We start from the raw sequence: 16755 nt of genomic DNA, 5'->3' as shown, positions 1-16755 counted from the left end.
TCGATGTTTGGGCCCGGTTCAATCGTGAGCCCGTATTGCCATCTTACCGGGGGCAACCACCCCAGCCAGCCATCATCTGATAAATATGACATGGGGTGATCGCGCCGCGATTACTCCATGTTTTGCGGCAAAGACATGCGCAAACCAAAGACTTAAAGCGTGGCAAGCGAATCTGAAAGATCGCGACACGCTTTAGACAGAACGCTTTCCATAGTTCCGCCACAGGCGCCGCAGCTGCATCCAACGTTTCAGGAGACGGGCTATGGCTGGAGGCGGGATCTTCCTGTGATCGCCGACCGTACCTTGCTTCGTGATCGGGGCCTTCGGGTCCAGCAGGATTGCGACCATCATGCTGGGGGACCTCGCCTCGACCGTCAATCGCCGATCCTGGAGCAGCAGGCCCTGCTCCGCCTCGCCGAAGATCTGCCCATCGACCATGACCGATCCGGTGAAGACGTAGAAATAGAGATCCCGCTCAGGCCGATGCGGAAATTCGACCTGAGCGCCTGGTTCCAGCCGGATATCGAAGAAATCGACGGCATTGCGGACGCTGAAGGGAGCGTCGTCCCCTTCCGGCCCGACCAGATGTCTCCAGCTGTTCGCCGCCGCCGGCGATATCGGCCCGTGTTGAACTCTTGGTTCGAGATCGATCGCATTCGGCCGCACGATGATCTGCAGCATGCGGAGAGGCGGATCGGACGGGAACGTCTCCTCGGAGTGCCAGAAACTGCGCCCGGCATTCATTACCATCAGATGCCCGCCATCCGTCACCAGGCGGCCGGTCATCTTGTCGTCGTGGCGCATGACGCCCTCAGGCACCCAGGAGATGGTTTCATCGTTGCGGTGCTCATGCATCGCGATGAGCCGCCCCGGATCAAGGAAGGATTCGACCACCATGGCAAGCGCGCCATGCCCGTGATCGCTCGGCTTCGGCTTCAGCCATCCCGGCATGTTGATGCGAATGACGAAGCCGCCCATATCTTGCACGATGAAGCTGCGTTCTCCCTTGATCAGCATGGCGCCCTCCTCGCCCGGAAGCGTGGAATGATAGCTGATTTCATGCGGATCTGGTTGCGTTTTCGCAGACGGCCACCAGCCCTGTTCTAAACGGCCAGCCGCTCCCAGCTTTCGTCCATCTGGTTGCGAAACCATGTCATCTGCCGCTTGGCATATTGCCGCGTTGCCGCAGCACCCTTCTCCAGCACGTCCTCGCGCGTCATCTCGCCCTTCAGCATGGCGGCGACCTGCGAGACACCGATCGCCTTCATGACAGGCGCCTCGGCAGGCAGGTTGAGGGCCAGAAGCGCTCTCACCTCGTCTTCCGCGCCTTGTTGCAGCATCTTTTCGAAACGGCCGTTGATGCGGGCATGCAGCACCGCCCGATCCGGCAGCACGACGATCTTGCGCGCTTCATCGGCATCGATCACCACGGGGCCGGACCGGCCCTGGAAATCGACGATCGACTGTCCCGTCGCCTTCATTACCTCCAGCGCCCGGACGATGCGCTGGCCGTCCTGGCGGTTGAGGCTTGCCGCCATGGCGGGATCGGCCTGGGATAGCTCGGCATAGAGCGCCTCCGGCCCCTCTTCTACGAGCCGCGTGCGCAATTCATCCCGCAGCGCCTCGGGAATGTCAGGCATGTCGGAGAGACCGCCGGTCAGCGCCTTGAAGTAAAGCCCGGTGCCGCCGACGAAGACCGGCAGCTGCCCGGCGGCCCTGAGCTGCGGCAGAAGTGCCGTCACGTCCCGCAGCCAGGCGCCTGTGGAATAGGCCGCTCCCGCCGGCACATGGCCATAGAGATGATGCGGCACGCCCTGCATCTCCTCTTCCGACGGGCGCGCGGTCAGCACCCGCAGCGTGTCGTAGACCTGCATGCTGTCGGCGTTGATGACCGCGCCGTTGTGACGCTTCGCCAATTCGACGGCGAGCGCGGACTTGCCGCTGGCGGTCGGCCCGGTTATCAGGATCGCGTTCTCTATGCTCAGAAGGTTTTCCATCATGGCCCTCGTTGCCACGCTTGTTGCCAATCCGTCAAATCCTGTCCTGACATCAGGCATCGCCGAACAGGCGGCCAAGGCCGTGGAAGCGTCCGGCCTCTACTGGCTGGCCGACGGCGTTGCCTGCGACATCGCGCTGCGCGACGGCACGGATGCGCAAGCGGCCGAGGCCAACCTGCTGGCCGTCATATCAGGCGCGCCGATCGATCTCGTCATCCAGGAGCAGGACAGCCGCCGCAAGAAGCTTTTGATCGCCGACATGGATTCGACGATGATCGGCCAGGAATGCATCGACGAACTCGCCGCCGAAGTCGGCCTGAAGGAGAAGGTCGCCGACATCACCGCCCGCGCCATGAATGGCGAGATCGCCTTCGAGCCGGCGCTGCGCGAGCGTGTCGCCCTCTTGAAGGGTTTGCCGATCTCGGTCGTCGACGAGGTCATCGCCAAGCGCATCACGCTGACCCCGGGCGGTCCGGAACTCATCGCCACCATGAAGGCGAAGGGCCACTACACCGCCCTCGTCTCCGGCGGCTTCACCGTCTTTACCAGCCGCATCGCCGCCACCCTCGGCTTCGACGAGAACCGCGCCAACACGCTGCTCGAAGAGGGCGGCATCCTCTCCGGCTTCGTCGCCGAACCGATCCTCGGCAAGCAGGCGAAGGTGGATGCGCTGAACGAAATTTCAGAACGCCTCGGCATTTCCCCGCAGGAGGCCATCGCCGTCGGCGACGGCGCCAACGATCTCGGCATGCTGCAACTCGCCGGCTCCGGCGTCGCCCTCCATGCCAAACCCACCGTCGCCGCCCAGGCGCAGATACGCATCAACCACGCCGATCTGACGGCGCTGCTCTATATCCAGGGCTATCGGAAGACGGATTTTGTGATGGGTTGACGGCGATATTGCGCCAGGGGGACATATGGGCAAACAACCGTTGACAAACGAACAACTGGCCGAACTTCGCGCGCTCAACGCTCTTCCGGACAAGGAAATCGATACCAGCGATATTCCCGAAATCGAGGGTGATCGTTGGCGGCTTGCGCGGAAGGGCGACCTCCGTAAGGCGGATAAATAGCCTCGAAAAGCGGCTCGGCACACCCTCTCCATCCTTACCAAGTCAGTTTATGTGGAGAGGAGCATGTGGCATCGAGCGTTTGCGATGGTGATGATCTAACCACCATCGACGATGGTTTGCGCGGCATTAACGTCTTGCCGCTCCACCGACAGCGCCCGGGACACCCCCCTCTCCTCGGGGATGTCACAGGCACCAGGAAGAGTTCGGCACCACGGTGGTTATCCCATCACCACAATAGCGCCCTCACTCCATCGGCACTGCCACGAACCGCAGATCGCCATTGGCAGAAGCGATCATCAGTTGCGCATTGCGTCGGCCTTCGCGTTTCAGCGCCTGCACCTTGGAGGCCACCGCGTCCGGCGATTTCATGAACTCCTGCGCCACCTCGACGATCACGTCGCCGGGCTTCAGTCCCTTTTCGGCCGAGGCGGAGCCGGGCGTCACCTCGGTGACGACGACGCCGTCGACGCTTTCGGCGATGCCGAAGGCCTTGCGCGTCTCGGGGCTGAGCAGCGACAACGACAGGCCGAGCACGTTCTTCGGCGTTGCCGCATCCGGCGCCGCCTGATCCTGACCTTGGCCCTGGTGCTGGTCGGGCGCACCTGGCGCCGGCTGAGCCTGGTCGCCGGTATCCGGCTGGTCCATGTCGTCGTTCTCGTCAGGATCCGGCGTGATCACGCCATCCTGCGAACCATCCGGGTTGGCATCGTTCGATGCCGCCGCCTGATCGCTGTCTTCGAGCCGGCCGAGCGTCACCTTGACGGTCTGCTCCTTGCCGTCGCGCAGCACGACGACGTCGACCTGCTTGCCGACGGCGCTTTCGGCCACCACGCGCGGCAGGTCGCGCATCTCGTTGACGGTCTTGCCGTCGAATTTCAGGATCACGTCGCCCGCCTTGATCGAGCCGTCGTCGACCGGTCCGCCCTTGATGACGCCGGCGACGAGCGCGCCCTTGGCCGTGTCCAGCCCAAGGCTGTCGGCGATATCGTCGGTCACCGGCTGGATGCGCACGCCGAGCCAGCCGCGCCGCGTCTCGCCATATTGGCGCAGCTGCTCGACGACGCCGGAGGCAAGCTCCGACGGCACCGAGAAGCCAATGCCGATCGAGCCGCCGCTCGGCGAGATGATCGCCGTGTTGATGCCGATCACCTCACCCTTCATGTTGAAGAGCGGCCCGCCGGAATTGCCCTTGTTGATCGCCGCATCCGTCTGAATGAAATTGTCGTAGGGGCCGGCATTGATGTTGCGGCCGCGCCCGGAAATGATGCCGACCGTCACCGAACCGCCGAAGCCGAACGGATTACCGATCGCCATCACCCAGTCGCCGATGCGCATCTCGCTGGAATCGCCGAATTTCACCGATTTCAGCGGCGTCTTCGGCTCCACCTTCAACACGGAAAGATCGGTCTTCGTATCCGTGCCGATCAGCTTCGCCTTGAGTTTGGAACCGTTGGCGAAATTGACCTCGATGTCGTCGGCGCCCTCGATCACGTGATTGTTGGTGACGATATAGCCTGTGGGATCGATGACGAAGCCGGAGCCGAGCGAGCTGACATTGTGATTGCCGCCCTTGTTGCCCTGCTTCTTGTCGAAGAAATCGTTGAAGAATTCCTGGAACGGCGATCCGTCGGGCGCGCGCGGCGCCGGGCCGACGCCCTCGTCATCCTTCACGTTCTGCGAGGTCGAGATGTTGACGACGGCGTCGAGCAGGCCTTCGGCGAGATCGGCGACCGATGCCGGGCCGTTGTTGGGCACGCCAACCTGGATCGATGGGGTCTGCGGCGCGGCAGGCGCCGGGACCGTCGGAGTGGCAACGGGAGGCGCAGGCGTGGCAACCCCGGGTGCGGCCGCATCAGGCGCGGTCTGCGCATAGGCAATCCCGCTCACGCCGGCTTGAGCCAGGATTGCGGCGCTGGCCAGTAGCGCGAGCGTTCGTCTGAAGGGCGAGCGAGTCGTGGGGGCCATCAAGCTTCCTCATAAGGGGTAAATGCGCACATTGAGCACCAGCATAAGGCGGAATGATGGAGGGTGAAATCACCTTTTCGCGAAATCCCCGTGCAATCTGACGCCTCCTCGCAAAAGCCGGACGAACGCAATCATTCCACGAAAAAAGGGCCGGCGCTCGGGCCGGCCCTTCCAGATTGCATGAGATGCGGAATGCACCCTTCCCGTCAGTTGGCCGGAGCTGCGGGAGCCGGCGCGGCGGGATTTGCCGGCGGCTGCAGGGTGCCGGCAGCGCTGTCGAAATAGCGGAAGAACTCCGAATTCGGCGACAGAACCAGCGTCGTATCCTGCGAGGAAAGCGCCGAGGAATAGGCCGCCATCGAGCGATAGAACTCGAAGAAGTCGGGGTTCTTGGAGAAGGCCTCGGCGAAGATGCGGTTGCGCTCGGCGTCACCCTGACCACGCAGGATTTCCGCATCGCGCTGGGCATCCGCGGTGATCTCGACCACCTGGCGGTCGGCGACTGCCCGCCGCCGCAGACCGTCTTCCGTGCCCTGGGCGCGCAGCAATTCGGCTTCGGCCAGGCGCTCGGAGCGCATGCGGTTATAGGTGTTCGGCGCCACATCGGCCGTCAGATCGGTACGGCGGATGCGCACGTCCTCGATGTTGAGGCCGAGAAGCTCGGCATCGGGACGCAGGTCGTCACGCACTTCGAGCATCATCGACACGCGTTCGTCGGAAAGCGCGGCATCGAATTCACGCAGACCGTAGACCCGGCGCAAGGCCGAATCCAGGCGGGTGCGCAGCCGCGCTTCGGCCGCATCGCGATCGCCGGAAACGGTTTCGCGGAAGCGGCGGGCATCGTTGATCGAATAGATCACGAAGGCGTCGACGTCGAAGGTCGCGCCGCCCTTGACCTGCACCTGGATATTGTCGAGGTCGAGACGCAGCTTCTGCTTTTCGACGAGCTGGACGCGATCGGCGTCCATGAAGCTGAACGGCAGCTTGAAATAGATGCCGGGCTCGGTCTTGACCGACTGGATTTCGCCGAAGCGCACGACGATCGCCTGTTCGCGGGCATTGACCACGAAAATCGACGAATAGAGCCCGACCAATATGACGGCGAGGATGATGAGAATGACGGGAAGCCTGTTCGAAGTCATGGCTCAACCTCCCTGCTGCGACGGTCTGGCGATCTCGTTGAGCGGCAGATAGGGCACGACCCCCTGCTTCTCTTCGATGATGACCTTCTTGGAATTCTTGAGCACCTGTTCCATCGTTTCCAGGAACAGCCGCTTGCGGGTGACGTCGGGCGCCTTCGAATATTGTTCGTCGATGGCGATGAAGCGCTTGGCCTCACCTTCCGCTTCCTTGACGACACGGTCCTTGTAGGCGGCTGCGTCTTCGCGGATGCGGGCGCCGTCACCGCGCGCCTGGCCGAGCTTCTGGTTGGCGTACTGGTTGGCTTCTTCCACCAGGCGCTGCTTGTCCTGGTCGGCGCGCTGCACTTCCTGGAAGGCGTCGGCCACTTCACGCGGCGGCGCCACGTCTTCGATCGTCACCTTGTTGACCGAAATGCCGGAATTGTAGCGCGACATCGTATCCTGGATGATGTTGGCGACTTCGCTGGCGATCTCCAGACGCCGGTCGCGGAACGCATCCTGCGCCGGGCGGCGGCCGACCACTTCGCGCATCGCGCTTTCGGAAACCTGCTGCAGCGTCTGCGCCGGGCTTTCGACATTGAAGAGATAGGCGCGCGCATCGCTGATCTGATAGAGCACGTTGAAACGGACGTTGAGGATGTTCTGGTCGCCCGACAGCATCAGGCCGCCGGCCGTGTTGCTGCTGCCCTGCGTGCCGCCGACATTCAGCAGCTGCTCGGTGACCTTGACGATCTCGACCGTATCCATCGGCCAGAAATGGAAATGCAGGCCCGGCATCGATACCGTTTCGCGCGGCTTGCCGAAGCGCAGCTCGACGCCGCGTTCGTCCGGCTGGACGGTATAGACGCACTGGATCAGCCAGAAGACCGCGACGATCGCCAGCACGATCACTGCGACGCCGCCGTTGAAACCGCCGGGCACGATGTTGCGCAGCTGATCCTGGCCGCGCCGGATGATATCTTCCAGGTCGGGCGGTCCGCCCTTGCCGCCGCCACCGCCGCGCGGGCGGTTCGGCCCCTGGCCCCATGGTCCCTGATTATTACCGCCGCCGCCGCCCCAAGGGCCGCCGCCGCCATTCTGATTGCTCCAGGGCATCAAAACCTCGTTGTTCGTTAAGTCTTCCCCGCATCCGGGACCGTGGGGGACCGACCGGCGGATGCGTTGCGACCGTTATAGGTATCGCCGCACCGGCTTTCAACGCAGCGTGAGAAACTTGGTCAATTTAATTGGAAAATAGTTCATTTTCAGGCGCGCCGGCGTTCGTAGACGACGTAGCGCGTGGCATAGCTGTCCTTCTCGCCCGCCGGCACGGCGAGCGCCTCCCCCGCCTGCCAGATGGCGGGATCGATCGCCGGAAACGCCGCATCCCCTTCGAGGTCGGCTTCGACATGCGTGACGCACATCCGATCGGCAAGGCCGATCGCCTGCGCATAGACCTGCCCGCCGCCGATGATGCAGATCTCGCCGGCCCCGGTTTCGCCTGCCAGCCTTTCGGCGATCGTCAAGGCCTCGGGCAGCGACTGCGCCATGTCGACATCGGGCCTATCGATCACCACCTGCCTTGAGATGACGATGTTCGGCCGCCCCGGCAGCGGCTTGCCGATCGACTCATAGGTCTTGCGGCCCATCACCACGGGCTTGCCCAGCGTCAGCGCCTTGAAACGCTTGAGATCGCTCGAAAGCCGCCAGGGCATATCGCCGTCGCGGCCGATGATGCCGTTGCGGGAAACGGCGACGATGATGGTCTTGCGAATATCTGAATTCATCGCACGCTCATTTCCATCTTGCATAGAGCAAACCGAGCTTAGGTAGCTCGCGCCAATAATCGTCAGCATCCGCCGAGCCTGGCGGGACGACGGACAATCCATAAAACGGCCAGAACGACAGCACTGCCTCACGAAATTTCTGCCGCGCGGCGATCTCGTCGACGGCCTGCGCAAGTATCCTATCGGAAAGACTTTCGAGAAAGGCGTAGACCTTCGCGACATCGGTCAGTGCAGCCTGAAACTCCTCGCTTCGTGGATCACTATCGATATTTCTAATGCGAGTCCTCGAAGCATTCAGATCATTGTCCCAGATCCGGATATAATCATCGAGAGTGACTTGCGTGAATATCCCGCCTTCTGTGCCTGCTGCCCTGCGCGGCTCCTGCAGATCCGCTCCGAGCAGACGCATCGCAGCGCGGATCTGATTGCAGGCGGCGCCGACGGCCGCGACAAGCAGCCCGTCACTTCTTTCGTTATTATACGTCAGCGGCACGATACCGAGCAGGTCTGTCGGGAGATGGAGATCCTTTGTATGCCGTGGAGCGATGAAAAAACACCGATCCAGACCCAGCCGCCCTAGAAATAATCCGAGCTCGAATATGACGTTGTCGCGAGCAGTCGAATATTTCTGACCACGTATTTCGCTCAGATCGTCGGCTGTGAAAACGAAGATAGCGAAATCGAAATCGTTAAGTGAAGCCAGAAGCTTCGACAGAACAAGGTCGCTGGGCCTAAATAGCCCCTGATTCCAGACGGTTACTTCGGCATCATAGTCCAAGGCCTCCTGAAGAGCATAAGCGACAGAGAGGCCTTCGGTGGATGAACCGACGAAAATTCGGGGCTGACGCCGCTTCGAAATCATTTTGCGACTGGCGCTTTGATATGCGCTTCCGGATCGTAACCTTCCAGCTCGAAATCCTCGAACTTGAACCCGAAGATATCCTTCACATCGGGGTTGATGCGCATGGAAGGCAGCGGCTTTGGCTGGCGCGAAAGCTGCAGCTTCGCCTGGTCGAAATGGTTGTGGTAGAGATGTGCGTCGCCGAGCGTGTGGACGAAATCGCCGGGTTTGAGCCCGGTCACCTGAGCCACCATCATCGTCAGAAGCGCGTAAGAAGCGATGTTGAACGGCACGCCGAGGAAGATGTCGGCCGAGCGCTGGTAGAGCTGGCAGGAGAGCTTGCCGTCGGCCACGTAGAACTGGAACAGGCAATGGCAGGGCGGAAGCGCCATCTGGTCCACCTCGGCCGGGTTCCAGGCCGAGACGATGTGGCGGCGCGAATTGGGATTGTTGACGATGCCTTTGACGAGATTGGAGATCTGGTCGATATGGCCGCCGTCAGGCGCCGGCCAGGAACGCCACTGAGCACCGTAGACCGGGCCGAGATCGCCGTTTTCATCGGCCCATTCGTCCCAGATGGAAACGCCGTTCTCCTTGAGGTAGCCGATATTCGTCTCGCCCTTCAGGAACCACAAGAGCTCGTGAATGATCGAGCGCAGATGCAGCTTCTTGGTGGTGAGGACGGGAAAGCCCTCTTCGAGGTCGAAGCGCATCTGATAGCCGAAGACCGAGCGCGTGCCGGTGCCGGTGCGGTCGCCCCGGTCGGAGCCCTTTTGCATCACATGGGCGAGGAGATCGAGATATTGCTTCATGTCGCACTGATTCCGTTTCTCCTAATTTTAAGTCTTCGGCGACGGGAAGCCAGCACCCCCATGCGTTTTCCCGCAAATTCTGCCGGTGGAGATAAAGCTTTTGTGACGTTTGCCCTTTCCTTGGGCAGAGGAAATCACTATATCAACCCTGCCGGCTTTCGGGCCGGCTATGGCGATAAACGAGCGGTGTAATAAACCTATTGGACCCGGGGGCGGTACCCGGCGCCTCCACCAAAAACCGGCGGCCCTGAAGGCCGGCTTTTGATGGGGGCGAAACAGGATCGACAAGGGTGTAAAGATCGTCTTTTTGCTCGGCATTGTACCGCCGTTATCGGGCTAAAATTGTAGTTGCAAACGACAACTATGCGGAAGCTCGTCTCGCTGCTTAATCGCGGTGTGACACTTCAATCAAAGTCCTAGTGGTTCGCACCTCTAGGCGGGGTCCGAAGGCACCTGGCAACAGAAGCCTTCACCTTCTCCCTTAGACTGAAATCATGTATGCTGATCGATAGCGTGACTCGGCTCCGGACTTTCCCAAGGCGCCTGAACGTGCCATATACCTTGTGAAAAGACTTCAGAACCGACGAAAGACAGGAAAAGCATGGGGCAGGATCATATCCGCTACGACATTCTGGCGCAGGATGCACTTCGCGGCGTCATCCGCAAGGTTTTGGCGGAAGTAGCAACGACGGGCCGTCTGCCCGGCGACCATCATTTCTTCATCACCTTCCTGACAGGTGCCGCCGGCGTGCGCATCTCCCAGCACCTGAAGTCCAAATATCCCGAGCAGATGACCATCGTCATCCAGCACCAGTTCTGGGACCTGAAGATCACCGAGACGCATTTCGAGATCGGCCTTTCCTTCTCCGACGTTCCCGAGAAGCTGGTCATCCCGTTCAACGCCATCCGCGGCTTCTACGACCCTTCCGTCAACTTCGAGCTCGAATTCGACGTGCCGCTCGCCGATGGCGAGGAGCTGCCCTCCGGCGAAATCACCGCCTATCCCGTCGATGCGGCGGGCAAGCCCGATGAGGCGGCGGCAAAACCCGCCGACGGCGAGGAGAAGAAGCCGGGCTCCGTCGTCTCGCTCGACTCCTTCCGCAAGAAGCAGTGATTTCAAAGGGAGGCCAAGCCTCCCTTTTTCATTGAGGAAGCCAGGCACCGCATGAGCGCCGAAATCGTCAATCTCCGCCAGTTCCGCAAGAAGCAGGCCCGCTCCGAAAAGGAAAAGCAGGCCGAACAGAACCGCATTTCCTTCGGCCGCACCAAGACCGAGAAACAGCTCACCCGCGCGCTGAACGAGAAGGCCGACAAGGCCCATCGCGACGGCCGGATCGAGACGGATGACGACGGCGCCTGAAGCCCTCCGGCAAAGCCTGATGCCCGAAATGGAGTCTGCGATCAGCGACTTACGCGACTTCCCTGAATCGATCTCCGAACCAGCCAGCGAAGATGCCGCCTCATGATCCGCAAACATTCGGCGACATTGCACGGCCATCGCACCAGCTTCTCCCTGGAAGACGCGTTCTGGGCCGAGCTGAAGGTGATCGCGGCAAGCCGTTCGATGCCGCTTGCCGCCCTGATTTCCGAGATCGACGACAACCGTCCCGCCGGCAGCAACCTGTCCTCGGCGCTGCGGCTGCATGTGCTCGCCTGGGCGAAGGCCGGCAGCAGCGACGAAAAATCAAAGACTTGAAGCCTGGCGCCTGAATCAGATTCTCATGCCGCGCGCTTATTGCGCCTGAACGCCCGGCAGCTGGTCAAAATCGAGCGAACCGGGCGGCAGCTGGCTGGCGCGCCGCGCCGCTTCGGCCTCGGCAGCCGCCCTCGCCTCGGCATCCGTCTTGGCTTTGGCTTCCGCCGCCGCGCGTGCGGCTTCTGCCTCGGCGGCAGCCTTGTCTTCGGCCGCCTGCTGCGCCAGCGCGCGCAGACGCTCTTCCTCCGCCTGCCGCTGCTTTTCCATCTCTGCCGCCTTGATGCGCTCGGCGTCGTTGAAGCGGTAGAGCGCCGCCTCGCGGCGCAGCCGCTGCTTTTCGAGCACGATCGCCTGCAGCCGCTCGACGCGGCGGCGCTCGCGCTCGAAGGCGCGCAGCGACAGATAGCTGGTGATATCGGTCACATCCATCGTCTTGCCGGGCGACATGAGCATGCCGGAGAAATTCAGCCGGAGCGACGGTTCGGCGCCGGAGAGCGCTTCCGTGCCCGGATTGAGCCCGACGCCGAGCGTCGCGCTGATCCGCTTTTCCGGCAGCGCGATCTGCGCGTCGGCGGTGATCCGGGCAAGGTCGTTGGCGACGGCGACGTTCTGCACCCGCAACGTTCCGTCGGTGATGTTGAAGGGGACGCCGAGCGGCGGCAGCTTCGCCTCGCCATTGCTGAGCAGCGTCTCGACGATCGGATGCACCTTGCCGGCATTGATTTGCTCCTGCATCGGGTCGGTCGCGGCAAGCAGCGGCGGCAGGATGGCGAGGTTCAGCCCGCGTATGCTGCTGTCGCCGAGCCTCAATTCCCCGGAGCCGTTGAGCGAGCTTGCGATCTCGCCGATGGTCTTGCCCGAGGCTTCCATCGACAGCGACAGGCCGAACTTGCCGTTGGCGATCGGCGCGCCGTCGCGCAGCCAGACGACGCCGCCGAGATCGGAATCGGCAAGCGACAGCTTCGTCTGCAGGAAACCGGTGCCGTCTGCATTGGTGAACAGCAGATTGCCGGAAAGCTTGCCGCCATCCCAATTGCCGGCCATGTCGTTGAGCTGCAGCTCGTCGCCCTTGTAGGCGACGTTGCTGGTGAAATTGGAGACGGCCGTTTCCGGCAGGCCGGGCCAGAACTCCTTCGCCGAAAGCTTCACATTGACGTCGAGATCCTTGAAGATAGGCAGGCCGAGCGGCGCTTTCGTCAGTGCACCGCTGGCGGGATCGACGATCTGGCCGAACACCGCTTCGCCGAGCCAGCCGGCATCCGCCTTGGCGAGCGTCAGCACGCCTTTCGCCGTCGTCTTCGCCGCCTTGCGGTCGAAGGTCAGCGCACCTGAAAAATCATTGTCGGCCGCATGGCCCTTGAGATCGGAAAGGACGATCTTGTCGCCGTCGACGGCGGCTTTGGCCTGCAGGCCGAACGGCAGCCCCGTCCCGGTCTGCGGCAGGGCGATGCCGTTCATGATGAGATAGGGATCGATATCGGCGCTGTCTAGCGAAAGCGCGAGCTGCCCGTTCATGAAACTGTCAGGCCGGACATCGACCTTGCCGTTGGCGGTAAAGGAAGTCCGGTCGGTCGCGAAGGTCAGCGCCGCGTCGGCGGGGTCGTTGTCCGATGCCTGAACTTTCAGCGTCAGGCGGCCGTTGGCGCCGACATCGACCGGCAGCGGATCGAGCCCGGCCTGGCCGAAGAGGATCGACGGCACGGCATTTTCCAGCGTCGCCTCCAGGCTCGTCGTGCCGCTGCCCGTCAGCGCCAGCAGATCGGACATGCGGTAGTCGAGATTGACGCGGCTGCCGTTGGAGACGCCGGCAAGCGTCACCGTCAGGGCATTGCCCTCGTCGCCGCCGAGCGTCAGCGCGCCGCGCAGCGCCGTATTGCCGTACCAGCCGGCGTTGCGCACCAGCCGGTCGAGCACCGGATGATGCGGCAGGCGCTCGCGCAGCATGGTGAAGAAGCCGCCGGGATCGGCCGATTTGAAGGTGATTTCGCCCGCACCCTTATAATCGAGCAGCGAGCCCTCCGCCCTGCCCGTCGCCGTCACTTCCGCGCCCGCGATGTTCTTGATCGACAGCCGGTCGACGGCAAGCGCGCCATCCGCGATCGTGAAAGTGGTTTCGACATTCTCGGCCTCGACGCCGAAGGCGGTGAACTTGTCGGCCTTGAGCTGGGCGGCGATCTTGTGGTCGAGCACGTTGTCGCCGGCCTCCTGGCCGGTCAGCAGCCCGGTCAGCGCCTGCAGCGCGTCGAGATCGAGCGTGTCGCCGTTCAGCGCCACCGACATCGTCGGCGTCTGGCCCGATATCGCCTGCCGCTCCAGCCGCCCCTTCAGCGTTGCCGGCCCGATGGCGACTTCGAGGTTTTCGAAACGCTGCAATTCAGGCGTCAGGCTGACATTGGCGGAAAAGCCCGCCTGCCGCAATTGCCGGATGGCCGGATCGACCGAGCCGGCAAGCCAGGAGGCAAGCCCGGTCGGCTGGCTGGAAGCCAGCACGATCTGCCCGTTGAACGAGGGCTCGCCCTTGAGCAGGAGCTTGCCCTTGCCTTCCACCTGCGTGCGCCCCGGCAGGGTGCCGACGGCGCTGTCGATCATCCAGCCGGTGCCGGCCGGTTCGAGCTCCAGCTGCACGTCGCGCAGCGTCGTGTCGCCGGCGACGATCGCCGGCAGCTTGACGCTTGCCTTGCCCGGCACCTGCGGGATCGGCACCTGGCCGACGATATCGATCAGCGAGTTCAGCCGCTGGCGCGCCGAAACCGCCGGATCGCGCATGGTCTTGCCGGACTCGCCCTGATTGCCGATGCGGTTGACGTCAATCTGCTGCCCGTCGGCGGTCAGCAGAAATTCCGGCTCATTGCCGGTGTCGAGCGTCGCCTCGCCCGTGATGACGTAGGGATCGTCCGTCGGGCCGATCTCCATGCGATATTCCGGGATGCGGATGCGTTCGTTGGTCAGCTCGAAGCGGCCTTTGACGCGCGGCGGCTGCTCGTTCTTGTTGGCCGGCTTGGAGCCGTTGCGGTTTTCGATCGCCGCCGAAAGCTGGCCCTGGTAATTCGGCTTGCTGTCGACGAGCTTCAGCTCTCCGTCGAGATCGATGCTGACGGGGTGCTTGTCCGGCGAAAGCTTCGTGCGCATGCGCAGCACGCCCTTCTCGTCCGGCTGGCTGCTGGAAATCGAAAATTTGCCGTGGTCGCCGTCGAGCGCCGCATCGCCTTCGATGCGCCAGGGACCGGCCAACGATTTTGCCGACATTTCCGCATTGAGGCCGGTGATATGGCGCGCGCGGCCCGACTGGTCGTCGAGGAACTCGATCTCGCCGCCGTTGACGTGCACGTTTTCCAGAACGACGGTCTTTGCCGGAATTTCCGGGCGGCTTCCGCGCGTCCAGTCGAGCGTGCCGTCTTTCAGCAATCTCAGCCGCACCTTCGGATTGACGACACGCATGTCGAAGATCAGCGCCTCGCCCGACAGGAAGGGCGCAAGCTCGGCATCCATGGAGAATTGCTCGACCTTGACGATCGGCGTGCCGTCCGCCTCCTGGCCGACCCGCACGTCATGCAGCGTCACCGACGGAAACGGCAGGAGCCGCGCATCCACCGTGCCGTAGACCGTGACTTTCTTGCCGATGATGCGGCTTGCCTGATCCTCGAAATTCTTGCGGAAATCCGTCCAGTCGATGAACAGCGGCGCAAGCAGCGCCACGAAGAGCACTACGACGATCAATCCCCCCAGAAAGACGAGGAACCGGCCTACCAATGCAAGGAGTCTCCGTTCGGGATTTCGTTTCCGATGCTGTTCGGGATTCTATTGCCGACACTAGAGCATGACGCCGAAAAGTGTGCGCGGTTTTCGGAGGACATCATGCTCTAACTCTTTAATTGAGAACAGGATTGGGATTTAGGCCCGACCGGCATAAATCCCAATCCTGTTCTAGCGCTATTCATGCCGGGAGCAAGACCCAAGTTCATGAGAATGTTCCGTTTTCAGCCGCCGTGGAAAATCTTGCCCGGATTGAAGATATCGTCCGGATCGAGCGCCCGTTTCACCTGTCGCATCAGATCCACCGCGCCTCCGAGTTCCTGCTCCAGAAACGCCATCTTGCCTTGTCCGACCCCATGTTCCCCGGTGCATGTTCCGTCCATGTCGAGCGCCCGGCGGGTGAGCCGCTCCACGAAGCTCTCGGCCCTGGCGATGTCTTCGGCGCTTTTGTCGTCGAACAGCAGCAGCACATGGAAGTTCCCGTCGCCGGCATGGCCGACGATCGGGCCGAGCAGCCCGTGTTCCTCGATGTCCGCCTGCGTTTCGGAAACGCAATCGGCAAGCCTCGATATCGGAACACAAACATCGGTCGAAAGTGCGGCAAGCCCGGGCGCCAGCGCCCTCGAGGCCCAGTAGGCGTCGTGGCGCGCCTTCCAGAGCTTCGTCCGCTCCTCGGGATTGGCGGTCCAGAGGAATTCACCGCCGCCGCATTCGGCCGCGATCTCGGCAAAGGCCGCCGATTGCAGCGGCACGGTCTCGTCGGTGCCGTGGAATTCGAGGAAGAGCGTCGGGCTTTCGGCATAGGAAAGCCCGGAATAAGCGTTGCAGGCCCGCATCTGCACCGTATCGAGCAGTTCGATGCGTGCCACCGGAATGCCCATCTGGATCGTCATGATGACGGCGTCGCAGGCGGCCTTGACGCTCGGAAAGGCGCAGGCCCCGCCGGCGATCTTCTGCGGGATCGCCTGCAGGCGCAGCGTCACCGAGGTCAGGATGCCGAGCGTGCCCTCGGCGCCGACGAAGAGCCGCGTCAGGTCGTAGCCGGCAGACGATTTGCGGGCGCGCCGGGCGGTGCGGATCTCCTCGCCATTGGCCGTGACCGCGGTGACGGCAAGCACATTGTCCTTCATCGTCCCGTAGCGCACGGCATTGGTGCCGGAGGCCCGCGTCGAGGCCATGCCGCCGATCGAGGCATTGGCGCCGGGATCAATCGGAAAGAACAAGCCGGTATCGCGCAGATGGACGTTCAGTTCCTCGCGCGTGATGCCGGGCTCGACCGTGCAGTCGAGGTCTTCCGGATTGACCGCGAGCACCTTGTTCATACGGCTGAAATCGATCGAGATGCCGCCGCTTGCGGCATTGACCTGACCTTCCAGCGAGGAGCCGGTGCCGAAGCCGATCACCGGCACTTTATGGGCAGCGCAAACCTTGACCGCCGCCTTCACATCCTCAGCGCTCTCGGCAAAGAGCACCCCGTCGGGCAGTTGCGAGGGTATGTAGGTGGTCGTATGGGCATGCTGGGCCCGGAAGGACTGGCCGGTCTGGAAGCGTTCGCCGAAGCTCTGCTTGAGAATGCCGAGCACGGCCGATATCCCCGCCTCGTTGCGTATGCCGGCCTTCGCGTCCTTCAGCGCCATCCCTTTGATCTCCCTGCCATTCCGCGGATGTCTATCCTCTTTCGCAGATAGGCCGGGTATGGGGCAAGTCAAA

General features: G+C 62.6%; 15 protein-coding genes and 1 other RNA gene. 6 read left to right on the top strand and 10 right to left on the bottom strand.

The window, feature by feature from the left end:
* Positions 1-192: 192 nt before the first annotated feature.
* Positions 193-1017, bottom strand: a complete 825-nt coding sequence (locus tag ATY78_RS05915; RefSeq protein WP_088681404.1) for a pirin family protein — start codon at positions 1015-1017, stop codon at positions 193-195.
* 86 nt (positions 1018-1103) lie between these two features.
* Positions 1104-2000 (bottom strand): tRNA (adenosine(37)-N6)-dimethylallyltransferase MiaA, encoded by an 897-nt coding sequence (gene miaA / locus ATY78_RS05910; RefSeq protein WP_190237401.1) that lies wholly within the window; start codon positions 1998-2000, stop codon positions 1104-1106.
* On the opposite strand from miaA, the gene serB reads away from it, so the two are divergent.
* Both serB and ATY78_RS28470 read left to right on the top strand, forming a co-directional pair.
* Positions 1999-2889 carry a phosphoserine phosphatase SerB gene (serB, locus tag ATY78_RS05905; protein WP_088681402.1) on the top strand — a complete coding sequence of 297 codons (891 nt, stop codon included), beginning with the start codon at positions 1999-2001 and terminating at the stop codon, positions 2887-2889. The genes miaA and serB overlap by 2 nt on opposite strands.
* Before the next feature lie 25 nt (positions 2890-2914).
* Entirely contained in the window at positions 2915-3070 is a 156-nt protein-coding gene (locus ATY78_RS28470) for a hypothetical protein (RefSeq protein ID WP_190237400.1), read from the top strand.
* 243 nt (positions 3071-3313) lie between these two features.
* Here ATY78_RS28470 and ATY78_RS05900 read toward each other — a convergent pair whose 3' ends face one another.
* From ATY78_RS05900 to ATY78_RS05875, 6 genes are all read right to left on the bottom strand, one after another.
* Positions 3314-5035, bottom strand: a complete 1722-nt coding sequence (locus ATY78_RS05900) for a Do family serine endopeptidase (RefSeq protein ID WP_088681401.1) — start codon at positions 5033-5035, stop codon at positions 3314-3316.
* Positions 5036-5241: 206 nt separating this feature from the next.
* Complete coding sequence (locus tag ATY78_RS05895) at positions 5242-6177, bottom strand: protease modulator HflC (RefSeq protein ID WP_088681400.1); 936 nt, start codon at positions 6175-6177, stop codon at positions 5242-5244.
* Positions 6178-6180: 3 nt separating this feature from the next.
* A complete protein-coding gene (gene hflK, locus ATY78_RS05890; RefSeq protein WP_088681399.1) occupies positions 6181-7272 on the bottom strand; it encodes an FtsH protease activity modulator HflK in 1092 nt (363 codons plus the stop codon).
* A gap of 149 nt (positions 7273-7421) precedes the next feature.
* Complete coding sequence (locus ATY78_RS05885; RefSeq protein WP_088681398.1) at positions 7422-7943, bottom strand: dihydrofolate reductase; 522 nt, start codon at positions 7941-7943, stop codon at positions 7422-7424.
* Positions 7944-7950: 7 nt separating this feature from the next.
* Entirely contained in the window at positions 7951-8805 is an 855-nt protein-coding gene (locus ATY78_RS05880; RefSeq protein WP_088681397.1) for a nucleotide-binding protein, read from the bottom strand.
* A complete protein-coding gene (locus tag ATY78_RS05875; protein WP_088681396.1) occupies positions 8802-9596 on the bottom strand; it encodes a thymidylate synthase in 795 nt (264 codons plus the stop codon). Before ATY78_RS05875 ends, ATY78_RS05880 begins: the two co-directional genes overlap by 4 nt.
* Positions 9597-9707: 111 nt before the next feature.
* Here ATY78_RS05875 and ssrA point away from each other — a divergent pair.
* From ssrA to ATY78_RS05855, 4 genes are all read left to right on the top strand, one after another.
* Positions 9708-10070, top strand: a transfer-messenger RNA (tmRNA) gene (ssrA, locus tag ATY78_RS05870).
* A gap of 127 nt (positions 10071-10197) precedes the next feature.
* Positions 10198-10710 (top strand): SspB family protein, encoded by a 513-nt coding sequence (locus tag ATY78_RS05865; protein ID WP_088681395.1) that lies wholly within the window; start codon positions 10198-10200, stop codon positions 10708-10710.
* A 51-nt stretch (positions 10711-10761) separates the two neighbouring features.
* Positions 10762-10956, top strand: a complete 195-nt coding sequence (locus ATY78_RS05860; RefSeq protein WP_088681394.1) for a DUF4169 family protein — start codon at positions 10762-10764, stop codon at positions 10954-10956.
* A 102-nt stretch (positions 10957-11058) separates the two neighbouring features.
* Positions 11059-11292 carry a ribbon-helix-helix domain-containing protein gene (locus tag ATY78_RS05855; RefSeq protein ID WP_088681393.1) on the top strand — a complete coding sequence of 78 codons (234 nt, stop codon included), beginning with the start codon at positions 11059-11061 and terminating at the stop codon, positions 11290-11292.
* A gap of 36 nt (positions 11293-11328) precedes the next feature.
* Here ATY78_RS05855 and ATY78_RS05850 read toward each other — a convergent pair whose 3' ends face one another.
* Both ATY78_RS05850 and ATY78_RS05845 read right to left on the bottom strand, forming a co-directional pair.
* A complete protein-coding gene (locus ATY78_RS05850; RefSeq protein ID WP_088681392.1) occupies positions 11329-15042 on the bottom strand; it encodes an AsmA-like C-terminal region-containing protein in 3714 nt (1237 codons plus the stop codon).
* 227 nt (positions 15043-15269) lie between these two features.
* Positions 15270-16682: an FAD-linked oxidase C-terminal domain-containing protein gene (locus tag ATY78_RS05845; RefSeq protein WP_088681391.1), complete on the bottom strand. Its 1413-nt coding sequence runs from the start codon at positions 16680-16682 to the stop codon at positions 15270-15272.
* Positions 16683-16755 lie beyond the last annotated feature (73 nt).

The organism is Rhizobium sp. R635, from assembly GCF_002211285.1.
Lineage (GTDB): Bacteria > Pseudomonadota > Alphaproteobacteria > Rhizobiales > Rhizobiaceae > Rhizobium.
This window is presented reverse-complemented; position numbering and strand designations above follow the sequence as displayed.

Excerpts from the sequence above, each read along its gene's own strand:
- ATY78_RS05915 (WP_088681404.1), bottom strand. The coding sequence starts at position 1,017 with ATGCTGATCAAGGGAGAACGCAGCTTCATCGTGCAAGATATGGGCGGC.
- serB (WP_088681402.1), top strand. The coding sequence starts at position 1,999 with ATGGCCCTCGTTGCCACGCTTGTTGCCAATCCGTCAAATCCTGTCCTG.
- miaA (WP_190237401.1), bottom strand. The coding sequence starts at position 2,000 with ATGATGGAAAACCTTCTGAGCATAGAGAACGCGATCCTGATAACCGGG.
- ATY78_RS28470 (WP_190237400.1), top strand. The coding sequence starts at position 2,915 with ATGGGCAAACAACCGTTGACAAACGAACAACTGGCCGAACTTCGCGCG.
- ATY78_RS05900 (WP_088681401.1), bottom strand. The coding sequence starts at position 5,035 with ATGGCCCCCACGACTCGCTCGCCCTTCAGACGAACGCTCGCGCTACTG.
- ATY78_RS05895 (WP_088681400.1), bottom strand. The coding sequence starts at position 6,177 with ATGACTTCGAACAGGCTTCCCGTCATTCTCATCATCCTCGCCGTCATA.
- hflK (WP_088681399.1), bottom strand. The coding sequence starts at position 7,272 with ATGCCCTGGAGCAATCAGAATGGCGGCGGCGGCCCTTGGGGCGGCGGC.
- ATY78_RS05885 (WP_088681398.1), bottom strand. The coding sequence starts at position 7,943 with ATGAATTCAGATATTCGCAAGACCATCATCGTCGCCGTTTCCCGCAAC.
- ATY78_RS05880 (WP_088681397.1), bottom strand. The coding sequence starts at position 8,805 with ATGATTTCGAAGCGGCGTCAGCCCCGAATTTTCGTCGGTTCATCCACC.
- ATY78_RS05875 (WP_088681396.1), bottom strand. The coding sequence starts at position 9,596 with ATGAAGCAATATCTCGATCTCCTCGCCCATGTGATGCAAAAGGGCTCC.
- ATY78_RS05865 (WP_088681395.1), top strand. The coding sequence starts at position 10,198 with ATGGGGCAGGATCATATCCGCTACGACATTCTGGCGCAGGATGCACTT.
- ATY78_RS05860 (WP_088681394.1), top strand. The coding sequence starts at position 10,762 with ATGAGCGCCGAAATCGTCAATCTCCGCCAGTTCCGCAAGAAGCAGGCC.
- ATY78_RS05855 (WP_088681393.1), top strand. The coding sequence starts at position 11,059 with ATGATCCGCAAACATTCGGCGACATTGCACGGCCATCGCACCAGCTTC.
- ATY78_RS05845 (WP_088681391.1), bottom strand. The coding sequence starts at position 16,682 with ATGGCGCTGAAGGACGCGAAGGCCGGCATACGCAACGAGGCGGGGATA.